This is a genomic window from Rhodococcus sp. NPDC076796 (assembly GCF_040702765.1).
Taxonomy (GTDB): domain Bacteria; phylum Actinomycetota; class Actinomycetes; order Mycobacteriales; family Mycobacteriaceae; genus Rhodococcoides.
Window position 1 is genome coordinate 64472 of the sequence record NZ_JBFBMS010000009.1, and the last position, 15704, is coordinate 80175.

General features: G+C 62.0%; 13 protein-coding genes. 12 read left to right on the forward strand and 1 reads right to left on the reverse strand.

The features are described from left to right. The first annotated feature begins 3 nt into the window (after positions 1–3). The 3 genes from AB0366_RS22135 (at position 4) to AB0366_RS22145 (ending at position 2237) form a co-directional block, all read left to right on the forward strand. Positions 4–1107, forward strand: a complete 1104-nt coding sequence (locus tag AB0366_RS22135) for a hypothetical protein (RefSeq protein WP_366245833.1) — start codon at positions 4–6, stop codon at positions 1105–1107. A gap of 189 nt (positions 1108–1296) precedes the next feature. Continuing rightward, a complete protein-coding gene (locus AB0366_RS22140; protein WP_032399751.1) occupies positions 1297–1722 on the forward strand; it encodes a hypothetical protein in 426 nt (141 codons plus the stop codon). A gap of 137 nt (positions 1723–1859) precedes the next feature. Further along, entirely contained in the window at positions 1860–2237 is a 378-nt protein-coding gene (locus tag AB0366_RS22145) for a hypothetical protein (RefSeq protein WP_366245834.1), read from the forward strand. Here AB0366_RS22145 and AB0366_RS22150 read toward each other — a convergent pair. Continuing rightward, complete coding sequence (locus tag AB0366_RS22150; protein ID WP_366245835.1) at positions 2216–2536, reverse strand: hypothetical protein; 321 nt, start codon at positions 2534–2536, stop codon at positions 2216–2218. The two genes, AB0366_RS22145 and AB0366_RS22150, sit on opposite strands and share 22 nt — an antisense overlap. 308 nt (positions 2537–2844) lie before the next feature. On the opposite strand from AB0366_RS22150, the gene AB0366_RS22155 reads away from it, so the two are divergent. The 9 genes from AB0366_RS22155 (at position 2845) to AB0366_RS22195 (ending at position 15643) form a co-directional block, all read left to right on the forward strand. Beyond that, the gene (locus AB0366_RS22155; RefSeq protein WP_032373214.1) at positions 2845–3300 is read left to right on the forward strand and encodes a 6-carboxytetrahydropterin synthase; all 456 of its coding nucleotides are present in this window, start codon (positions 2845–2847) and stop codon (positions 3298–3300) included. 16 nt (positions 3301–3316) lie between these two features. Further along, positions 3317–5302 carry an RNB domain-containing ribonuclease gene (locus AB0366_RS22160; protein WP_366245836.1) on the forward strand — a complete coding sequence of 662 codons (1986 nt, stop codon included), beginning with the start codon at positions 3317–3319 and terminating at the stop codon, positions 5300–5302. Positions 5303–5566: 264 nt separating this feature from the next. Then, positions 5567–7954, forward strand: a complete 2388-nt coding sequence (locus AB0366_RS22165) for a DNA topoisomerase (RefSeq protein ID WP_366245837.1) — start codon at positions 5567–5569, stop codon at positions 7952–7954. 106 nt (positions 7955–8060) lie between these two features. Continuing rightward, a complete protein-coding gene (locus AB0366_RS22170) occupies positions 8061–8606 on the forward strand; it encodes a hypothetical protein (protein WP_366238665.1) in 546 nt (181 codons plus the stop codon). Between the two features lie 51 nt (positions 8607–8657). Further along, positions 8658–9548: a hypothetical protein gene (locus tag AB0366_RS22175; protein WP_032373211.1), complete on the forward strand. Its 891-nt coding sequence runs from the start codon at positions 8658–8660 to the stop codon at positions 9546–9548. A gap of 91 nt (positions 9549–9639) precedes the next feature. Then, positions 9640–9927: a helix-turn-helix domain-containing protein gene (locus AB0366_RS22180; protein WP_057473009.1), complete on the forward strand. Its 288-nt coding sequence runs from the start codon at positions 9640–9642 to the stop codon at positions 9925–9927. A 242-nt stretch (positions 9928–10169) separates the two neighbouring features. Then, positions 10170–12131: an AAA family ATPase gene (locus AB0366_RS22185; RefSeq protein ID WP_366245838.1), complete on the forward strand. Its 1962-nt coding sequence runs from the start codon at positions 10170–10172 to the stop codon at positions 12129–12131. Between the two features lie 238 nt (positions 12132–12369). Further along, positions 12370–12843, forward strand: a complete 474-nt coding sequence (locus tag AB0366_RS22190) for a hypothetical protein (RefSeq protein ID WP_209912181.1) — start codon at positions 12370–12372, stop codon at positions 12841–12843. A 289-nt stretch (positions 12844–13132) separates the two neighbouring features. Further along, positions 13133–15643 carry a hypothetical protein gene (locus AB0366_RS22195; RefSeq protein ID WP_366245840.1) on the forward strand — a complete coding sequence of 837 codons (2511 nt, stop codon included), beginning with the start codon at positions 13133–13135 and terminating at the stop codon, positions 15641–15643. Positions 15644–15704 lie beyond the last annotated feature (61 nt).

The following is a 15704-nucleotide window of genomic DNA, read 5'->3' on the forward strand; positions in this document are numbered from 1 at the left end:
AACATGAATGAAGCCCAGACTTCTGCTGATCGTCAGCTGCTGCTCGATCGCGCCGGGAAATTGTGGGATCAGTTCGTCAAGGCCGAGCGCATTCTGTTCGACACCGGTTTCAGCGGGTGGAGCGCACCCGAGAACGGTCGGGTGTGGCAGTCGGTCTCCGCCTCTCGGGGACCGCGTTTGATGAAACTGATCAAGGACGTCGATCCCGACCAGCTAGAGAAGGCGATCGATACCTATCTGATGGGAATCGACGAGCTCCACGCGTTGCGCGACCAGATAAGGGCGATCGACAGCGGCGCTGCCGATGCGGACACCAGTCCAGACGGTGACCATGCCGGGGCGCTGGCGACGGAGCTGAGCAAGCGGAGCCAGGAGCGGCTCTCGGGGTCGAAGCCCGGTCTGCTGGTCAGCAAGTTCACGGGCCGGAAAGTGTCCCTCAGTCCGAAGGTTCTTGCGGTCGGGCCGGAAGCGGGAGCCTGCATCGGCGTCAGCGCACCGCGGGCGCAGGCCTTGACCGCAATGGCGGGGTCGGTGAAGAAGGTCGACAGAGTCGACGAAGCCCTACTGGAGTTGCTGCGTGAGCGAGCCAGCGTCTCGATGCGGGCCGCCGGCATCGAGCCCTCCGGCGTCGGAACGGAATTGGGTACGGTCTCGCGCACCGCTGTGGTCACCGCAGCTCTGGCAATGGTCGTACGGGCAGCAGGTGTAACAGGCATTCGCCTCAACGAAGAAGGCGAACTACTGGTCGAACTACTCGGTGACACTGGGGATCTCGCGCGAACGGCGAGCATCGATGCGCGCCTGGCACTGCTCGGGGACCAGCTCGACAGAGTGGAGGCCACAGGCAGAGCCACACACGCCAAAGCGGTCCAGATCGAGAAGCAGGGGTTCCTCACCAACTTGATCGCGAATTTCTCACTGGCCGAACGTCTGCGAGTGGTCCGACCCGGTACCGACAGGCCCGAGACGGAGGTCGACGTTGCGGATCCGAAGGCACTCGGCCTGCTCGACACGATTACAGGTCAGGCGCGACGAGAGTTGACGCGCCGCACTGACGCCAAGGGCCGTCCTGGTCCGAACCGGCCTGGCCACCCGGCCGAGTTGTAATACTTTCAAAACTACTCGACCTATATTATTGGAGCCTCGACGCATGGCGAATCCCCAGGTCCAGTGTGTATAGTCGCAAATCAGAGAATTATTTACCGGGCCAGACGGTTATTCGTCGAGTTTTTTCGACATACTGTGTGACCTATACGATCCGGGCGCGCGTTCCGGGGAAGACACGAGGAGTGGCACATGGGTTCCGATGACACGACGAGGCTCGACGTCAAGCAGTTGCTGGCGGACATCCTGAAGAAGCTCGGGTCTCTCGAGGAGAAGATCGACGGGGAGATCGAGGCCCGCCGTGACCTATCCGAGAGCGCGACCGAGACACTCACGAACTACGGCGCGGCCATCGCGGGCGTTCAACAGGGGACTTTCGCGATGTTGAGCATGCACATCGACATCGTTGGGCCGCGGCGCAAGCATTCCGACCCCGAGGTGGCAGCGGAAGCGGAGACTCACGCGCAGATGGCGATGGAAGCACAGGCATGGGTCGCACCCACCTTGTTCGAGAACCTCTATGGCGTCAGCGCTGAAACGGGCGAGCCGCTTCCCGGCCGCGTGCCCGGCGTCGCTCTCAAGAGCGCTGATGCTGGCGTCGCCCTCGAAAACGTTTGAGCCATGCGGAGTTGCGAGGAATCCAGGGTAGCTGGTAGCCTCGTCTTTACAACCGCAGGTATTCGTACCTGAGAGAAGCCCCCCGGGAAACCGGGGGGCTTTCTTGCGTTCTGGGGTCCACTGGCATCGGAAGGGCAGTGAGTGAGATGTTGGTTGTGGTGGGGTTGGTCCTGTGGGTAGGTATCGGCGCGGCGTTAGGTCTGGTCGCTACCTCCGAGGCCTTCGCAGAGGGATGGTCCGAGGCCTCCACGCAAGACCAAGAGGCCGTACAGAAAAAAGGAGTGGCCGACGATCACAAGGATCGCCGGCCACTGGTGGCGGGGACAGTTGCCGCGGTGGTTGCCGGCGCGATCTCGATGGTGGCGATCACAGGCGAAAGCGTTGTAGGACTGATGGTTTCGATACCTATTGCGGGCATCGGTGCCGCAGTAGTGCTGGTGATCGTGTCGGCGATGAAGCTCGTGCCGAACGACGAGTCCGGTCAGGACCGCAATCAGACACCCTTCGACCAATAGGCGATCCCGGCGCGCTCATGAAGAGCGGCCATCACTGTCTCGTCCGGCATCTCGGCAACGGCGTAACGGAAATCTCGGTCCGCGTCGTACAACACGATCGAGGTCCGCACGTCGAGGTTGCACCGATTGATCAAGTCGGCGTTGATGAACGCGACCATCTGCCCGCGGTTGATCTCCCGGCACATCGGACTCTGTTCGGTGAGCTCGGAGACGATGCGGTCGAGGTCGGCCGAATTCGACTGGGGTAACTCCTGTTCGGGCTTCTGCGCAATCCCGCTTTCCTGATTCTGGATCGTCACGGTGGTTTCCTTTCGAAAGGGAGGCGGTGGTGGTTGACGGTCGTGAACGTGGATCTCGGACGATTCGGTGGCGGCTTCGCTGCCGCGTGTGCCAGGCGACCGAGCCGGCAGGTCGCGACAGAGATTGCAGCGAAGATGGCGCTGTCCGGCGGTGATCGATGAGGCTCAGTCGTCGGCTGGGACCCGCGAGGCATGAGCCGTCTAGAGTGAGTTGTGTGACCGGCGTGGAAGCATTCAGAGAAACAGATGGTGTCGCCGCGAGCGGAATCGTCCAGTGGGGGCCGAGGACACGCACGATCAGCGCCGCAATGCAGTTCCGCGGTGGATGCGTACGTCGGCATCCGCAGGTGTATGACTTCACGATCACAGCTGTGATCAACACTCCGATTTCAGCGCAGGGCGACGAGGGAACGTGCAGTCCCGAAACCCTCGAGAACCTGCTCAGACAAATCGCACAGGCGCTGGGGCATCGCATGCTGTGGTGGCCCGAAGACGAAGACACCGAAGCACTGGGCCGAACGATCCAATGGCCTGCCGGGGTATGTGGACCGATGCTGCCGTTGCTGCAGTGGCAGATTCGACCGAGCGCCGAGAACATAGCGATGTGGGTCGCCGGTCGGCTCAGCTCGCAAATCGAATCGTTCTCACTGGACACCAAACTGGTGGCCCTGGAGTTGCGTGAGTCACCGCATCTCGCCGCGGTGGTTCGTGGGGTGGACATCGCAGACTGCAAGGGGTTCCCCGGGCCGATTGCTCGGATGTGAGGAACGGATCTCGCCGATGACCGGTCGACAGCATGGCACCATCGCTCGGCACGCCCAGGTCGATGTGACCCCGCACAGCCCGGCCGTCGGGTCGGACCCCGCCCGCCGGGCATCGGCATCCGTGTCCGCTGATGTAGCTCCGCTGCTGATGATCGACGGCGCAGGATCACGCGATCGCGACGACGCTGTCACTGCGGTCGCGCTCCCCGGTGGCGGTTGGGCCATCGAGGTACACATCGCAGCGGTAGCCGATGTCGTACGAATGGGTTCTCGCGCGGACGAGCAGGCCTTCTTGCGCGGCGAAACGCGCTACCTGAGAACTCGTACGATCCCGATGCTTGGGCCGACAGCGGAGGCCGCGGCGACACTCACCAGCGACGAGAACCGCACCACCATGTGTGTCAACGCCGTGTGCGGAGCGGATGGGACATGGCGAGAAGTCGACATAGCCCGAGCGTCCGTGCCGGCAGGTCGTTGCGTGGCCATCGACCACGAGTCGGTGAAGGCCGCCCTCGACGCCCCTCGGCATCCGCTGCACACCACAGTGATCGCGGTGCAGGATGCGGCGCACGCCATGCTCGCCGCCAGGCGTGACGCTGGAGCGCTCGCGATCTACGACTTGAGTCGGGGCTGGGCCACAAGCGAGGAGGGTGCTCCCGTGGCAGTGGCGGCCGCAGAGCGCACCGTCGGGTATCTCATCGTCCAGGAGTTCATGATTGCAGCGAACCGGGCCATCGCGTATTGGGCTGCCGGACGGGGCGTGCAGATCCTGTTCCGCACCCACCGACGAAACCCTGTCGAAGACAGCGCATCCGCCGTAGTTCGCGAGTTCATGGCCGCAGCCGGCGATCCGGGATTGTCCGCGCAGCTGCGCGAACGATTGTCGGCCACGGCGCTACCTGCTCGCTACGAAGGAGTTGTGGCAGCCCATCACGGGCTGCGACTCGCCTGCTACACGCACGCCACCTCGCCGCTGCGTCGACTCGCAGATCTGATCACCCAGCGGGCGGTGTTCGCATATCTCGATCGCGACAAACCTCCCTACACCTCGGAGCAGCTCACGCTCATCGGAGACGACCTCGATCGTCGCGCACGCCAGCGGCGGGAAAAAACCGCCGCTCACCACAAGACCGTCGCTCGCGCGGGCATCGAGTCGGACGCTACCGGTGACCTCGCAGCTCTCGACCCCGCTGCGTTTTCCAAGGTGCTTGCGGTTGTGTGCACTCGGCCGCCCCAGGACACTCTCGCTGAGGAGGTCACCGCTCGGGCGAAGACCGAGCGGCTGACCATCGTCGATGTCGTCGCGCTGTTGTCCGCGGATCACACCGAGTGGCGCCCCGTGGCCGCCGACGTCGTACGCATCGTGGCGCAGAGACACCCGCACTGGTCACCGAGCGTCACTTCCGGATGGAATCAGTCCGTCCCGGACGGAGTCGCAGTCGAGCTCGAGGACGATCAGTCCGGACCCGCGCACGCTCCCGAGTTCGCGGCTCGCGGTCGGATCGCAGGCACCTCAGGTGCCTGGACCCTGGCAGCAACGAAAAAACGCGCCAGGCAGGACGCGCTGTGGTCCGCGCTCGAGGCGTACCTGGACGGCATCGACGGCCCTGACGATGCGCCGACCTGGTCGCATGCGGTACCCGTAGAGAGCGCCGTCGCGTCGACCGGCACGCCGCTCACTCCTGCGCACCCCCCTCACGTAGATGAGGGCGCCGCCGCCCGGGTCGCTGACGCCGTCGCCGCCATGAGCGAATCCAGACGAGCGCGAGCGTCCGGCAACCCAGTGGCATGGCTGATGTCGTTCGCCGCGAACACTGGTGTGCCAGCACCTATTTACGACACAACTGCCGACGGCCCCTCCCACGCTCGTCAGTTCGTCACAGCTGCAACCTTCGTCGACCATCACGTCACCGCGAGTGCCGCCGTCAAGAGCGTCTCGCGGACTGCTGCCGCAGATGCCCTCGTGGCCGTTCTGTTGGAACGGTCACTGCCCTCATCCTGATCATCGCGCCGCCCAACAAGCGCTGATTCGCAACCGTCGTCGATCCGACGCTCGCCCGGACGACGGAGACTTCGGGATCCGGACTCTTGTCTGACGAAGCAGGGGCGCATACGCGCCCCTGCGATCAAGGAACGTCCAACTCTGAACCGATGTTGGCATGCCTCCTACTGTTATGCTCAGTTTTAATCGGAAACTAATACAAGGTTTCCCGTTAGAGGCCCGTACCTGCACAAACAAGGCCTTGGTGAGTAAGGGGTAGATATTATGGGAAAAGTCGGAATTCTTACTGAGAAGCCCTCGGCCGCTCGCAACTTCGCGGCTGCGTTGGGAGGGATGAGCGGCACGTTCGACGGGACGGAGTACGTCATCGTCAATGCTCGCGGTCACCTGCTCGAACTGAAGGATCCGTCAGCGATGGTGCCGTCGTCCCTCGCTGAGAAGTACCGGAGCTGGGAGCTCGAACATCTGCCATGGAATGCCAGCGACTTCCGATGGGAACGCGAGGTCCGACGCAAACTGACAAGCGGCAAGCTGGTCACCGATTCCGATGCGAGAAGCTTGCTGCAGGACCTCAACAAGGTGCTTTCAGGCTGCGAGACGGTCTGCAACGCAGCCGATCTCGACCCAACCGGTGAAGGCTCACTCCTGGGCTGGGAGATCGTGGAATACCTGGGCCTGGAGAACAAGAAGCTCGAGCGGATGGAGTTCCTCGACGAGACGCCGGCGTCTCTGCAGAAGGCCTTCAGGACACGTCGAGCGGTCACCGCGATCCAGGCGGAGGGCGACTACCGCAAGGCCGACTTCCGGTCGAAGTGGGACATGCTCTCGATGCAGTTCACCAGGCTCGCGACCAAAACTGCGGGCGCGAGCACCGTACTGCGCAATGGGCGGCTCAAGTCTGCGATGGTCGTGATCGTGGGTGACGGTCTCGATGCGCACAACGGATACGTCAAGAAAGCGTTCTACGAGAACCGCTTTCGAGACGAAAACGGCGTGACGTATTCCGACCCAGAGGTAGATCGATTCGAGAAGAAGGACGATGTCCCCGGCGGCTTGCAGTCGTCAGCGGTGGTCCACGACGAGACGACCCGAAAGAAGACCGGGCCGCCGAAACTGATGGACCTCGCCGGACTGTCATCTCTGTTGTCCAAGAAGAGTTTCGGGGCGAAGAGCGTACTGGACACGTATCAGAAGATGTACGAGGCACAGGTTGTCTCCTACCCGCGCACCGAGGACAAATTCATCTCGATCGAGCAGTTCAACGAGCTGCTTCCACTGGTCGACAAGATCGCAAGGGTGGTCGGCGTAGATCCGGCGGCTCTCAGTCACCGCGGTCCGCGTAAGAGCCACATCAAGTCCGGCGGTGCCCACGGTGCCAACCGCCCGGGGCCCACGGTGCCGGCGAGTCTCGATGCAGTGGAGAAGACCTACGGTGAGCTCGGTAGGGAAATTTACGAACTCCTGGCAAAGAACTATCTGACGATGCTCGCTCCCGACTACGAGTACGACCAACATCGTGGTCATGTCGAGAAGTACCCGAGCTTCGTCGGTTCGCTGAACGTGCCGGCAGTGCTCGGATGGAAAGGCGTGTTTGTCGTCGAGGAAGAGGACGGCGGCGAGCGAGACGAGCAGCCCGCGGATGCGACAGCGCTGGGTACTGTCGCGAACCCGTTCGTTCACGAAGGCTTCCCCGCACGGCCGCCGCATCCGACGATGGGGTGGCTGATGAAACAGCTGGAGAAGCGGAGCGTGGGTACCGGTGCCACCAGGACGAGCACCTATGCCGAGGTGACGAACAACCGCAACGGCAAGGCCCTGATGGTCGAGAAGCGGGGCAAGATCACCCTCAGTGTGATCGGCGAGCTTAACCACCGGATCCTGCCCGGCACGCACATCGGAGATCTGACGATCACAGAGCAGGTGTTCGAACAGATGGCTCAGATCGAGGCGGGGACCGGCGCGGCTCCCGACTATCTGTCTTTGGTGGCAGATCTGGTTCGCCACGACCTCGAGAAGATGAAGGCCAACGCCAGCAGGCTGCCCCGCGAGCTGAAGGAGCGGATGGGCAACGCCGGGGTAACCCGCGAGCCGGTGGAAACCTTCGACCTGCCCGCGGCACTGCAATTCAGCCATGCCGGAACAGTGGTGACACGCGCGAAACGCGTGTTCGGTGGCCATCGATTCACCGAGGCCGAGGTAGCGAAACTGCTCGCCGGTGAGGTCATCGAGATCGTTGCCACCAGTGCAGCGGGAAAACAGTTCGACTGCAAGGGAAAGCTCGAATCGGGCGTGATGGAGAAGAACGGCAAACAGTATCCGTACGTGAGCTTCAAGCCGCAGTTCGAGGAGCGTGTTCCCCGGACCGATCTGGTCAGCGGAGTGTGGAAGGGGAAGCCGGTTTCGTTCAAGGGCAGGGGGTGGGGTGCCAACGAACATTGGCCGGGTAAGGACTTCACCGAACAGGAGCTCGCGAAGTTACTGGCAGGGGAGACCATCGAATTCGATGCCAAGAGCAAGACAGGCAAGACGTATCGAGCCAAAGGTGCGCTGGCCGCAGGGACCTATCAGGGCAGTAAGACGTTCGGGTTCCAGTTGAAGTTCGAGGATCGAAAGACACCGCCCGGCAACAAGAAACGCGCCGTTCGCAAGTAGGAGGACAGCCACCGGACCACTCCTGGTCCGGTGGCTGTATTCGTGGTTCAATGGTGTCAGACTGTCGGATCATCCGACACGCAAAGAGAGAGGGACCCCGGTTGCCATGACCGAATCGAGCACGCTCACCGAGCGCGAATTCGTCGATCTACCCGATGATCTGCACTACTGCACCGAGTACGGGACCGCGACGAGGTTCAACCGGACATGGGCCGGCCACCGATTCACCGACGACGAGGTGACTGCCCTGTGCGCCGGCAAGAGTGTCTCGTTCGTGCTTACGCGCAACGATGGGAGCAGCGAGAGCGTGGTCGGACATCTCGAAGGCAAGATGTTCGAGCCCGACGACGATCCCGATCGGGGACCGATCCCATACGTGGGCTTCACCAAGGAGGCCAACAGCGCCACTCATGCCGAAGGTGTGTGGGCGCGCACCGGAACGAAGGTGAAATTCAGGCGCTCTTTCGGCACCCACACCTTCAGCGAGGGCGAGGTAAGGGCGCTGCTGGCCGACGAATTCGTTGGGTTCACAGCAACATCGAGGGCAGGTAACGAGTACGAGGCCGTCGGTCGACTCCAGCCCCAGACGTTCGAGGCAGGAGACGGCAGGGTCGTGCCGTTCGTGGGATTCAAACCGGATTTCGGAAACTAGTGTTGCCACGGCCATCTCGGTCGAGCGCAGCGACGAGAAAGGAGCGGGGAATTGGCAAAGAGTTCGTACAAGATTCCGGTCAGCATTGATCGAAGTCGACTCGATCACAAGATCACGCTTCAGGCCTTCCAGCTCAAGAGCAAACCGCTCTCGATCAAAATCATCTTGTACTGGGTACTGTTCGTGTTCGTCACGGCGTGGGTCGTGCTTCAGAGCCCGTTGTCCGCCGCGCCGTGGATAGTGCTTGTGTTCCTGGTGATCTGGATGACCGTGACCGCCGCGGTGCTGGGTAAGCAGACGAAGACCGGCGACATGAAGTTCATGCAACTGCCAGCGCTACTGGAGTACATACCGACGCGAAAACGCAAGGTTATGACCCGCACCAACTCGAAGCCGTACGGTTTCCTGTCCATCGTGGGCATCAAGGACGTCGAGGCAAGCGGGATCATTCGGTACGTCAATGGCGATGTGGCGCAGCTGTACTCGATTGTGGGCAGCGCCTCGGCACTGCTGTTCGAGGGAGACAGAAACGCGATCATCCGCAGGGTGGACAACTTCCACCAGAAGATCGATAGCGGGCCGTCGTGGTGCTACATGACGACGAAGGAGTCCCAGCGGGTCTTCCAGCAGATCGCAGCCATCGAGCATCAGAATCGAGAACTGCGGCACCGCGATCCGGAGTTGCTCGCGCTCGAACAGGAGAAGCTCGACGTCCTTGTCAACGATGTCGGCGGGCAGTTCAGTTCACTGCACCAGTACCTGCTGGTCCGAGCCACGAGCATGAAGGAGCTCAAGGCCGCGCATCGAGTACTGCGCGCAGAACGAGAGAACTCATCTCTGATGTTCAGACGCTGCGAGCTGCTCAATGGTCCGGACGGGCTGGAGGTCCTGCGCTCGGTCTACCAGAGCCCCGGTAAGGACAGGATCGAACCGATCAAGTAGGTCGCCGTTGGCGAAAAGGCCGATAGGACAAACGATGTCATCGACAGTAATGGCTCCGGAACCATCCGAGGCCCAATGTAGGATCATCCGCATGGGTAAGCACGCGATCGTCATTGGAGCGGTCGGCCACATCGTGGCCGACAGGCTGGTGAGTCGACGCGCCGACCTGGGCATAACACAGACCGACCTAGCTCTGATCGTCACTGAGGCGGGGCGTCGGATGGGCCGACAGGCGATTGCAGAAATCGAGACCCGGCAGCGTCGTGTCGACGTCGACGATGTGGCGGTTTTGGCGGCCGTTCTCGACACCACCACGGCCTACCTCATGGGTGAGCTCGACGATCCCAACCAGAAGTACACCCCTGCGCGCAGGCGGTAACAACGGTTGACCGCACGCAGGTCAGGCCGGAGCGGCCGGACGGCAGTCGTGATCGAGTCTGGAGGCGGCACGGTGGCGACTACCTCGCGTGCCGGTCGAAGTCAGAACAGCCGCAGCAACACCGGCGGTATCCGACATAGCGACATCAACGGTCGAAACCAACACCGCTGCAAGGAAAAAGAATTCAGGCCGACAGTGTCGGCTACGTCGATCCGCGACGCATCCGTGAGAGGGAAAGTCCGATGGCAGCAGGAGCAGAAGTGATGACGGGGACCGCGCTGGACGTCGACGTCCCGAGGCCCCCGGTCGCGCCCGCGCCGACAACCCCACACCTCACGCTCAGCAACGAGCAACAAGCCGTGATCGACGCCGTCGTGGCCGGCAACGACGTCATCGTCGACGCCAGCATCGGCTCGGGCAAGACCAGCACGATTCAACAACTGTGTGCGCGGCTGAGCCCGAGCAAGAGGATCCTCTACCTGACCTACAGTCGCCTACTCAAGGCGGACGCCCAGGATCGAGTCGGCGGCGCGCGGGTGCAGAACTACCACGGAGTCGTCTACCCACATCTGCTGCGGCTGGGTGTGAACTGCGGGGTAGGAGAGTCGGTGCAGGCCTTCAACGACCACTTCGCAGACATCCGAACGGAGTTCGAGCAGTACGACCTCCTCGTCGTCGACGAGTACCAGGACATCAACACCGAATATGCGGACCTGTTGCGCAACATCAAGAGCACCAATTCTGGCATGCAGGTCGTGCTGGTCGGTGACCTGTCGCAGAAAGTGCGCAGCGACACCACACTCGACGTCCAAGCATTCGCACGCGAGTTCTGCGTCGATCCCACCATGCTTCCCTTCACACAGAGTTTCAGAATGGGCCCGATGATGGGCTCCCTGCTGGGTACGGCATGGAACAAGCCCATCGTGGGCGTCAACGACAACCAGCGGGTACGTGTGCTCGACCATGCGGACGCAATCGAGCTCATCGCCGCCACGGAACCCGGGAATCTGTTGTGCCTCGGTAAGCGGACGGGGGCGATGGTGCACGCACTCAACGAAGCGGAAAAGCTTGCTCCGGAGCGGTACAACAAGTCGACGGTCTTCGCATCGATTCGCGACGGTGACTCCACGATCCGGCCGCAAGACGGAGTTGCCGTCTTCACCACGTTCGACGCCTCCAAGGGCATGGAGCGGCCGGTGTGCGTGATCTTCGACTACAGCCTCGACAACTGGAACATGCGGTGCAAGTTCCCGAACACCGACTACGAGGTACTGCGCAACGTCTTCCTCGTCGCGGCGAGCCGGGGCAAGTCCGACGTGGTTTTCGTGCGTAGCGGCGCGATGCGCAAGAACCCGCTGCCGACCGACCCCGGCGCGGAACCGATGATCGGCCAGCTCCCGATTCGCCGCTTCACCGCGCTTCCGAGCGCAACGCGCCCGCAGTACACCAGACCCTTCGCGGCTGCATCGGCATTTGGGTTCAAATACGCCGAGAACATCGCCGCTGCAATGCAACTGATCAAACGCGAACGTCTCGATGACGGTACAGAGAACGAGATCGTGATCGATCGCGCAGACGGGCTGATCGACCTCTCGCCTGCGGTCGGCGCATACCAGGAGGCCCTGTTCTTCGATCACCACGACGCGACCGCGCAAGCGGTGATGATGCTGCAGACTTCACGTTTGGCCGCGAGCCTGGTGACCGAGATCAAGGGGGAGCCCTGGAAGGACTCCTTGGTCCTGGCGGCGATCGAGACGCAGCAGATGCGCTATCACAACCAGGTGAGCGCGACGATCTCCACGGAGGTCGCGACTGCGCTCGTTCAGCGCCTGAGTCAGCAACTTCCTCGTAACTGCCAGGTCCAGGTCGGCTTGAGTCTGGCCGGCACCGCCCGAGCAGGCAGCACGAACTGGAGTCCGATCACGTTCTCGGGAATCGCCGACGCCATTCATCACCGCCAGATTTTCGAGCTGAAGTTCACCAGCGCCCTCGACCACGAGATGTTTCTGCAGACTGCCCTGTACGTGACCATGGCCCGGTATGCCGGTATCGACATCGATTCAGGGGTGCTGTGGAACACGCGCACCGGTGAGAGATGGTCTGTGCAGGTCCCGAACCCGGCGAGCTTCATGAACGCAGTGGTGAAATGCGTGACCAAGCAGAGTTACCGGCATTTCGACCCAAGCGGGACGGAGCAATCGTGATTCCAGCTGTGGTGAGCGATCCCCGACTCTGCCCCCGACCATGTGGCACCAAGGCGACCGTGCCGTGTGGATCCAGTTCGACTCGGGCGGGATCTGGGAGACCGGATGATCACCATGGACCGAAGGGATGCGAGGAAATCCCTTGTGCCATCAGGAATGAAGTGAAATGCGACATTGTGACACCGAAGGGACGGGACGAGAACATGAGTAGGACGTCGAACGCGGAGCTGGTTCTGCGATGACCACAGTGATGCGAGAGTTGTGGACCAGTCGGCGGACCTTGTTGCTGACGGTAGTGGGGGCCGTTCTGGTTGCGGTGGTCGGTATCGTCGCGCTGCTATGGCTGCTCGGCCGGGGAGCCGACTCGGCCGACGATGCGGCCGAGATCGACAAGATGCTCGATGCGAGACCGGTGAGCGAGGGCATTGCTGCCGCCGGCGGCAGCTGCGAGGCGTCGGGTGCGATCGACCGCCGGAACTGCACCCTGGAGGGAGTGCAGTTCCAGCTCGCAGAGGGAACATGGGTTCGGCAATCAGGAGAACGCGAACGTGAGTGCAGCCAGGGGCAGGCTTCACGCGATACCAAGGTGCTGACCAATCGAAGTTGGATGATCTACGCGGACGACGAAGCACAGCTGGACAAGTTGCGCGGGTTGCTGGCGAGCAACGCCGTGCCCTCGGAAGTCATGGGCTACTGCGACTGGGACCAGTGACTGAGCGGTCGCAGGTGGTCCACCTCCGACCGCGAACATTTCGACTCAGATCGACACAGAGAGCCTCGCTGCATTTTCGCCTGCAGCGAGGCTCTCTGTGTCGTAGCAGGCGGTGTCTCCCACTAGCCGGATCATAGTTCTCGGGATAGTTCGAGAAATTGGACAAGAAAGTATCCAAGTCCCACATTAGGCCTTTGAACAGGTACTACATCGCTTCTTGGGACGGTCGCAAAAAAACTCACCGTGTTAGACTCGACCCAATTATCGACTCTAGGGTGGGATTGCGAAGATGGGCCTGTTCAAGCGGAGGAACGACGCTGACATCGACTACTCCATCTTCGGTATCGAGCCCGACACCGCAGATGAGACCGACGCGGATGTCGACGGTGATCTCTGGGGTGAGTCATGGGGAAAATCGACTCGCGGGCAGGAAAGTCCACTCGGCCAGATCGACGTCGCAGACGATGGAGGCCGCCGTCCGTCAAGCCCAGACACCGAGGACATCGATTTCGAGGACGTTCTCGGTGACGAGATCTTCAATGTCGTCACCGAGGACGTGCAATCTCGGGTGGAGAGCCTGCGCCGCGGAGCGCCGGAGGCGCACGGAGCGTCGCCGAGTCGGCGCTCTGGTCGTTTCAGCACGAGTCGACTCGACGAGATCACCGCAAAGATTGCGGCGGAGCAGGCTGCCAAGGCCGATGACGCCTCCTTCGACGTCGAAAAGATGTCGAAGGAGCAGCGGAAGCTCTACATCGAAGCCCTCGGAGAGTCGCTCGAGCTCTACGCCCATCTGGTGGCCATCAAGCCGCGAGAGCGATACGTGTTCCGATCCGACTACTACGAGATCGACGGTACGGGGGCCGTGGCCTGCGTTCTGGCGCTCTTCCACCGCGACGAAGCTCGCGACGAGTTCCCGAATTTCTGGGGAGTGAGCCGGATCCCCGCTGACCTGCCGGATGGCGTGTCGGCGATTGTGTTCGAGCAGATCGAGCGCAAGGACGAGAAGTGGGTGGAGGGCGCGCTGAAGCGAGCTGACAAGCTCGATCGACTCGAAGAGCGTGAACAGGCTGACGGCGGCACGATGAGCACGAAGCGGACGGCAGCCAAGGCAGCAGACGATCTGTACAGCACGGTGGCCGAACTGCAGGACGGTGCGTCGTACTTGTCGGTTCAGAACCGACTCCTGCTCCATGCGCCGAATCTCGCGGCGTTGGACCTGGCCATCGACAAGTTGGCCCGCCAATACATCGACGCGTTTTCGTCGTTGCACGCCGCGCCGTACCACGGGGAGCAGCGTCAGGAGCTTTCGACATTGTTTGCGCCCAATCAGGACAAGCGAGGCGACGGATTCCACATGACCTCAACGGAGTACGCGGGGTCGTACTCGCTGGTTACCAACGGGCTCAGCGATCCTGCCGGCGAGTTCGTCGGCCAGATGGGCGGGGACTTCAACAACTCGGCAATCCTGTTCGAGGTCGACCGTTGGCGGCATCACGTGGTCCTGGCTGATCAGGGGCTCAACCACGCACTTGACCGCGCCCGGGTGGTCGACATGTGGGGGAGCAAACTCAGCCAGGCCGCACTGTTGAACAACCACCGGGTCGTGCACCTGGTGTTGAACGGGGCCGAGTTGGAAAAGCTCGGGCCACCGCTCGAGAATCTGACCGCGCGGTTGGACATGACGCGCGGTGACGTGAACATGTTCGAGCTGTTCGGATCACGCGAGGATCAACTCAGTCTGTACGGCATCCATCTGACCAAGTTGGTCCTGATGGCCGAACAGGCCTTGGGCGCAGGCGATCCGGCTGCGATCTCGATCATCCGCAGCGAGCTCAAGGATCGATTGACCGAGTTCTATATCGACCAGAAGATGTGGGCACGGTCGGCAGAGAAGAACCAGGAGAAACTTCGGTTGGTCGGCCTCGACCACAACGAGGTCCCCCTACTCCAGCACTTCGTGCCGTACCTCGACACGATGCACAAGAAGCTGCTCCAGCAGGGCAACCAGGACGCAGACGCACAACGCGCGATCAAGACGCTGCAGGGCGTGTTCAAGGACATGCTGCATGCGAACTCGGACTTGTTCAATCAGCCGACGTCCTCAGCGATCAACTCGGCGATCTCAGCGCGCAGAGTGATCTACGACTTCTCCGGACTGGTCAATCGGAGTAAAGGATTGGCGATGGCACAGCTGGTCAACGTGGTGGGGTTCGCCGTCGCCTCGTTGAACGAGGGAGACGTCCTGCTGATCCATGGGGCCGACCAGATTGTCGACGATCAGGTCCAGGAGTACCTGGTGTCACAGTTCGAGCGACTGTTTCGACGGGGAGCTCGTGTCGGATACCTCTACGAGAATCCCGACGCGATGTTGGCGAATCAGCGCTTCAATCAGTTCGAGCGAGCCGACTACACGGTGCTGGGCCCGATGGCGAAGGAGACAATCGCCAACTACGAGATCGCATTGCACACAGCAGTGCCGCGCGAGCTCAAGACACTGCTCGCGGCAACCGACCTGGCGATAAATTACCTACGGCGCGGTGCGGTCAACGTGGTGTTCAGTACGAAACTGAGCCTGGGCCTGAAAATCGCTGCAGGACCCGGCGAGAGCGGCGAGAGCATCGCGGCGCGGGTACGCGAAGTCGATCGAGCCAAGAAAATTGCTGCCAACAGCGAACTCGCAGCACTGGAGCGGGCCGAGGAAGAGCGTGCGAGGGAACGACGTGAGGCGATCGACGGGCACCCCGCCCGTGACGGAGGCAGGCCCTCAGGGCAACTGTCGGCGGATCGGACCAGCAGATGAGAGCGAGTACAGCTGCAGCGCCGGGCGTGCAGGTTCAGGGAAGTGATCGGCGCTCGCGTCG

Bases quoted from the DNA above. Each gene is read 5' to 3' on its own strand.
- AB0366_RS22135 (WP_366245833.1), top strand. From the start codon at position 4: ATGAATGAAGCCCAGACTTCTGCTGATCGTCAGCTGCTGCTCGATCGC.
- AB0366_RS22140 (WP_032399751.1), top strand. From the start codon at position 1,297: ATGGGTTCCGATGACACGACGAGGCTCGACGTCAAGCAGTTGCTGGCG.
- AB0366_RS22155 (WP_032373214.1), top strand. From the start codon at position 2,845: ATGCAGTTCCGCGGTGGATGCGTACGTCGGCATCCGCAGGTGTATGAC.
- AB0366_RS22160 (WP_366245836.1), top strand. From the start codon at position 3,317: ATGACCGGTCGACAGCATGGCACCATCGCTCGGCACGCCCAGGTCGAT.
- AB0366_RS22165 (WP_366245837.1), top strand. From the start codon at position 5,567: ATGGGAAAAGTCGGAATTCTTACTGAGAAGCCCTCGGCCGCTCGCAAC.
- AB0366_RS22170 (WP_366238665.1), top strand. From the start codon at position 8,061: ATGACCGAATCGAGCACGCTCACCGAGCGCGAATTCGTCGATCTACCC.
- AB0366_RS22180 (WP_057473009.1), top strand. From the start codon at position 9,640: ATGGGTAAGCACGCGATCGTCATTGGAGCGGTCGGCCACATCGTGGCC.
- AB0366_RS22185 (WP_366245838.1), top strand. From the start codon at position 10,170: ATGGCAGCAGGAGCAGAAGTGATGACGGGGACCGCGCTGGACGTCGAC.
- AB0366_RS22190 (WP_209912181.1), top strand. From the start codon at position 12,370: ATGACCACAGTGATGCGAGAGTTGTGGACCAGTCGGCGGACCTTGTTG.
- AB0366_RS22195 (WP_366245840.1), top strand. From the start codon at position 13,133: ATGGGCCTGTTCAAGCGGAGGAACGACGCTGACATCGACTACTCCATC.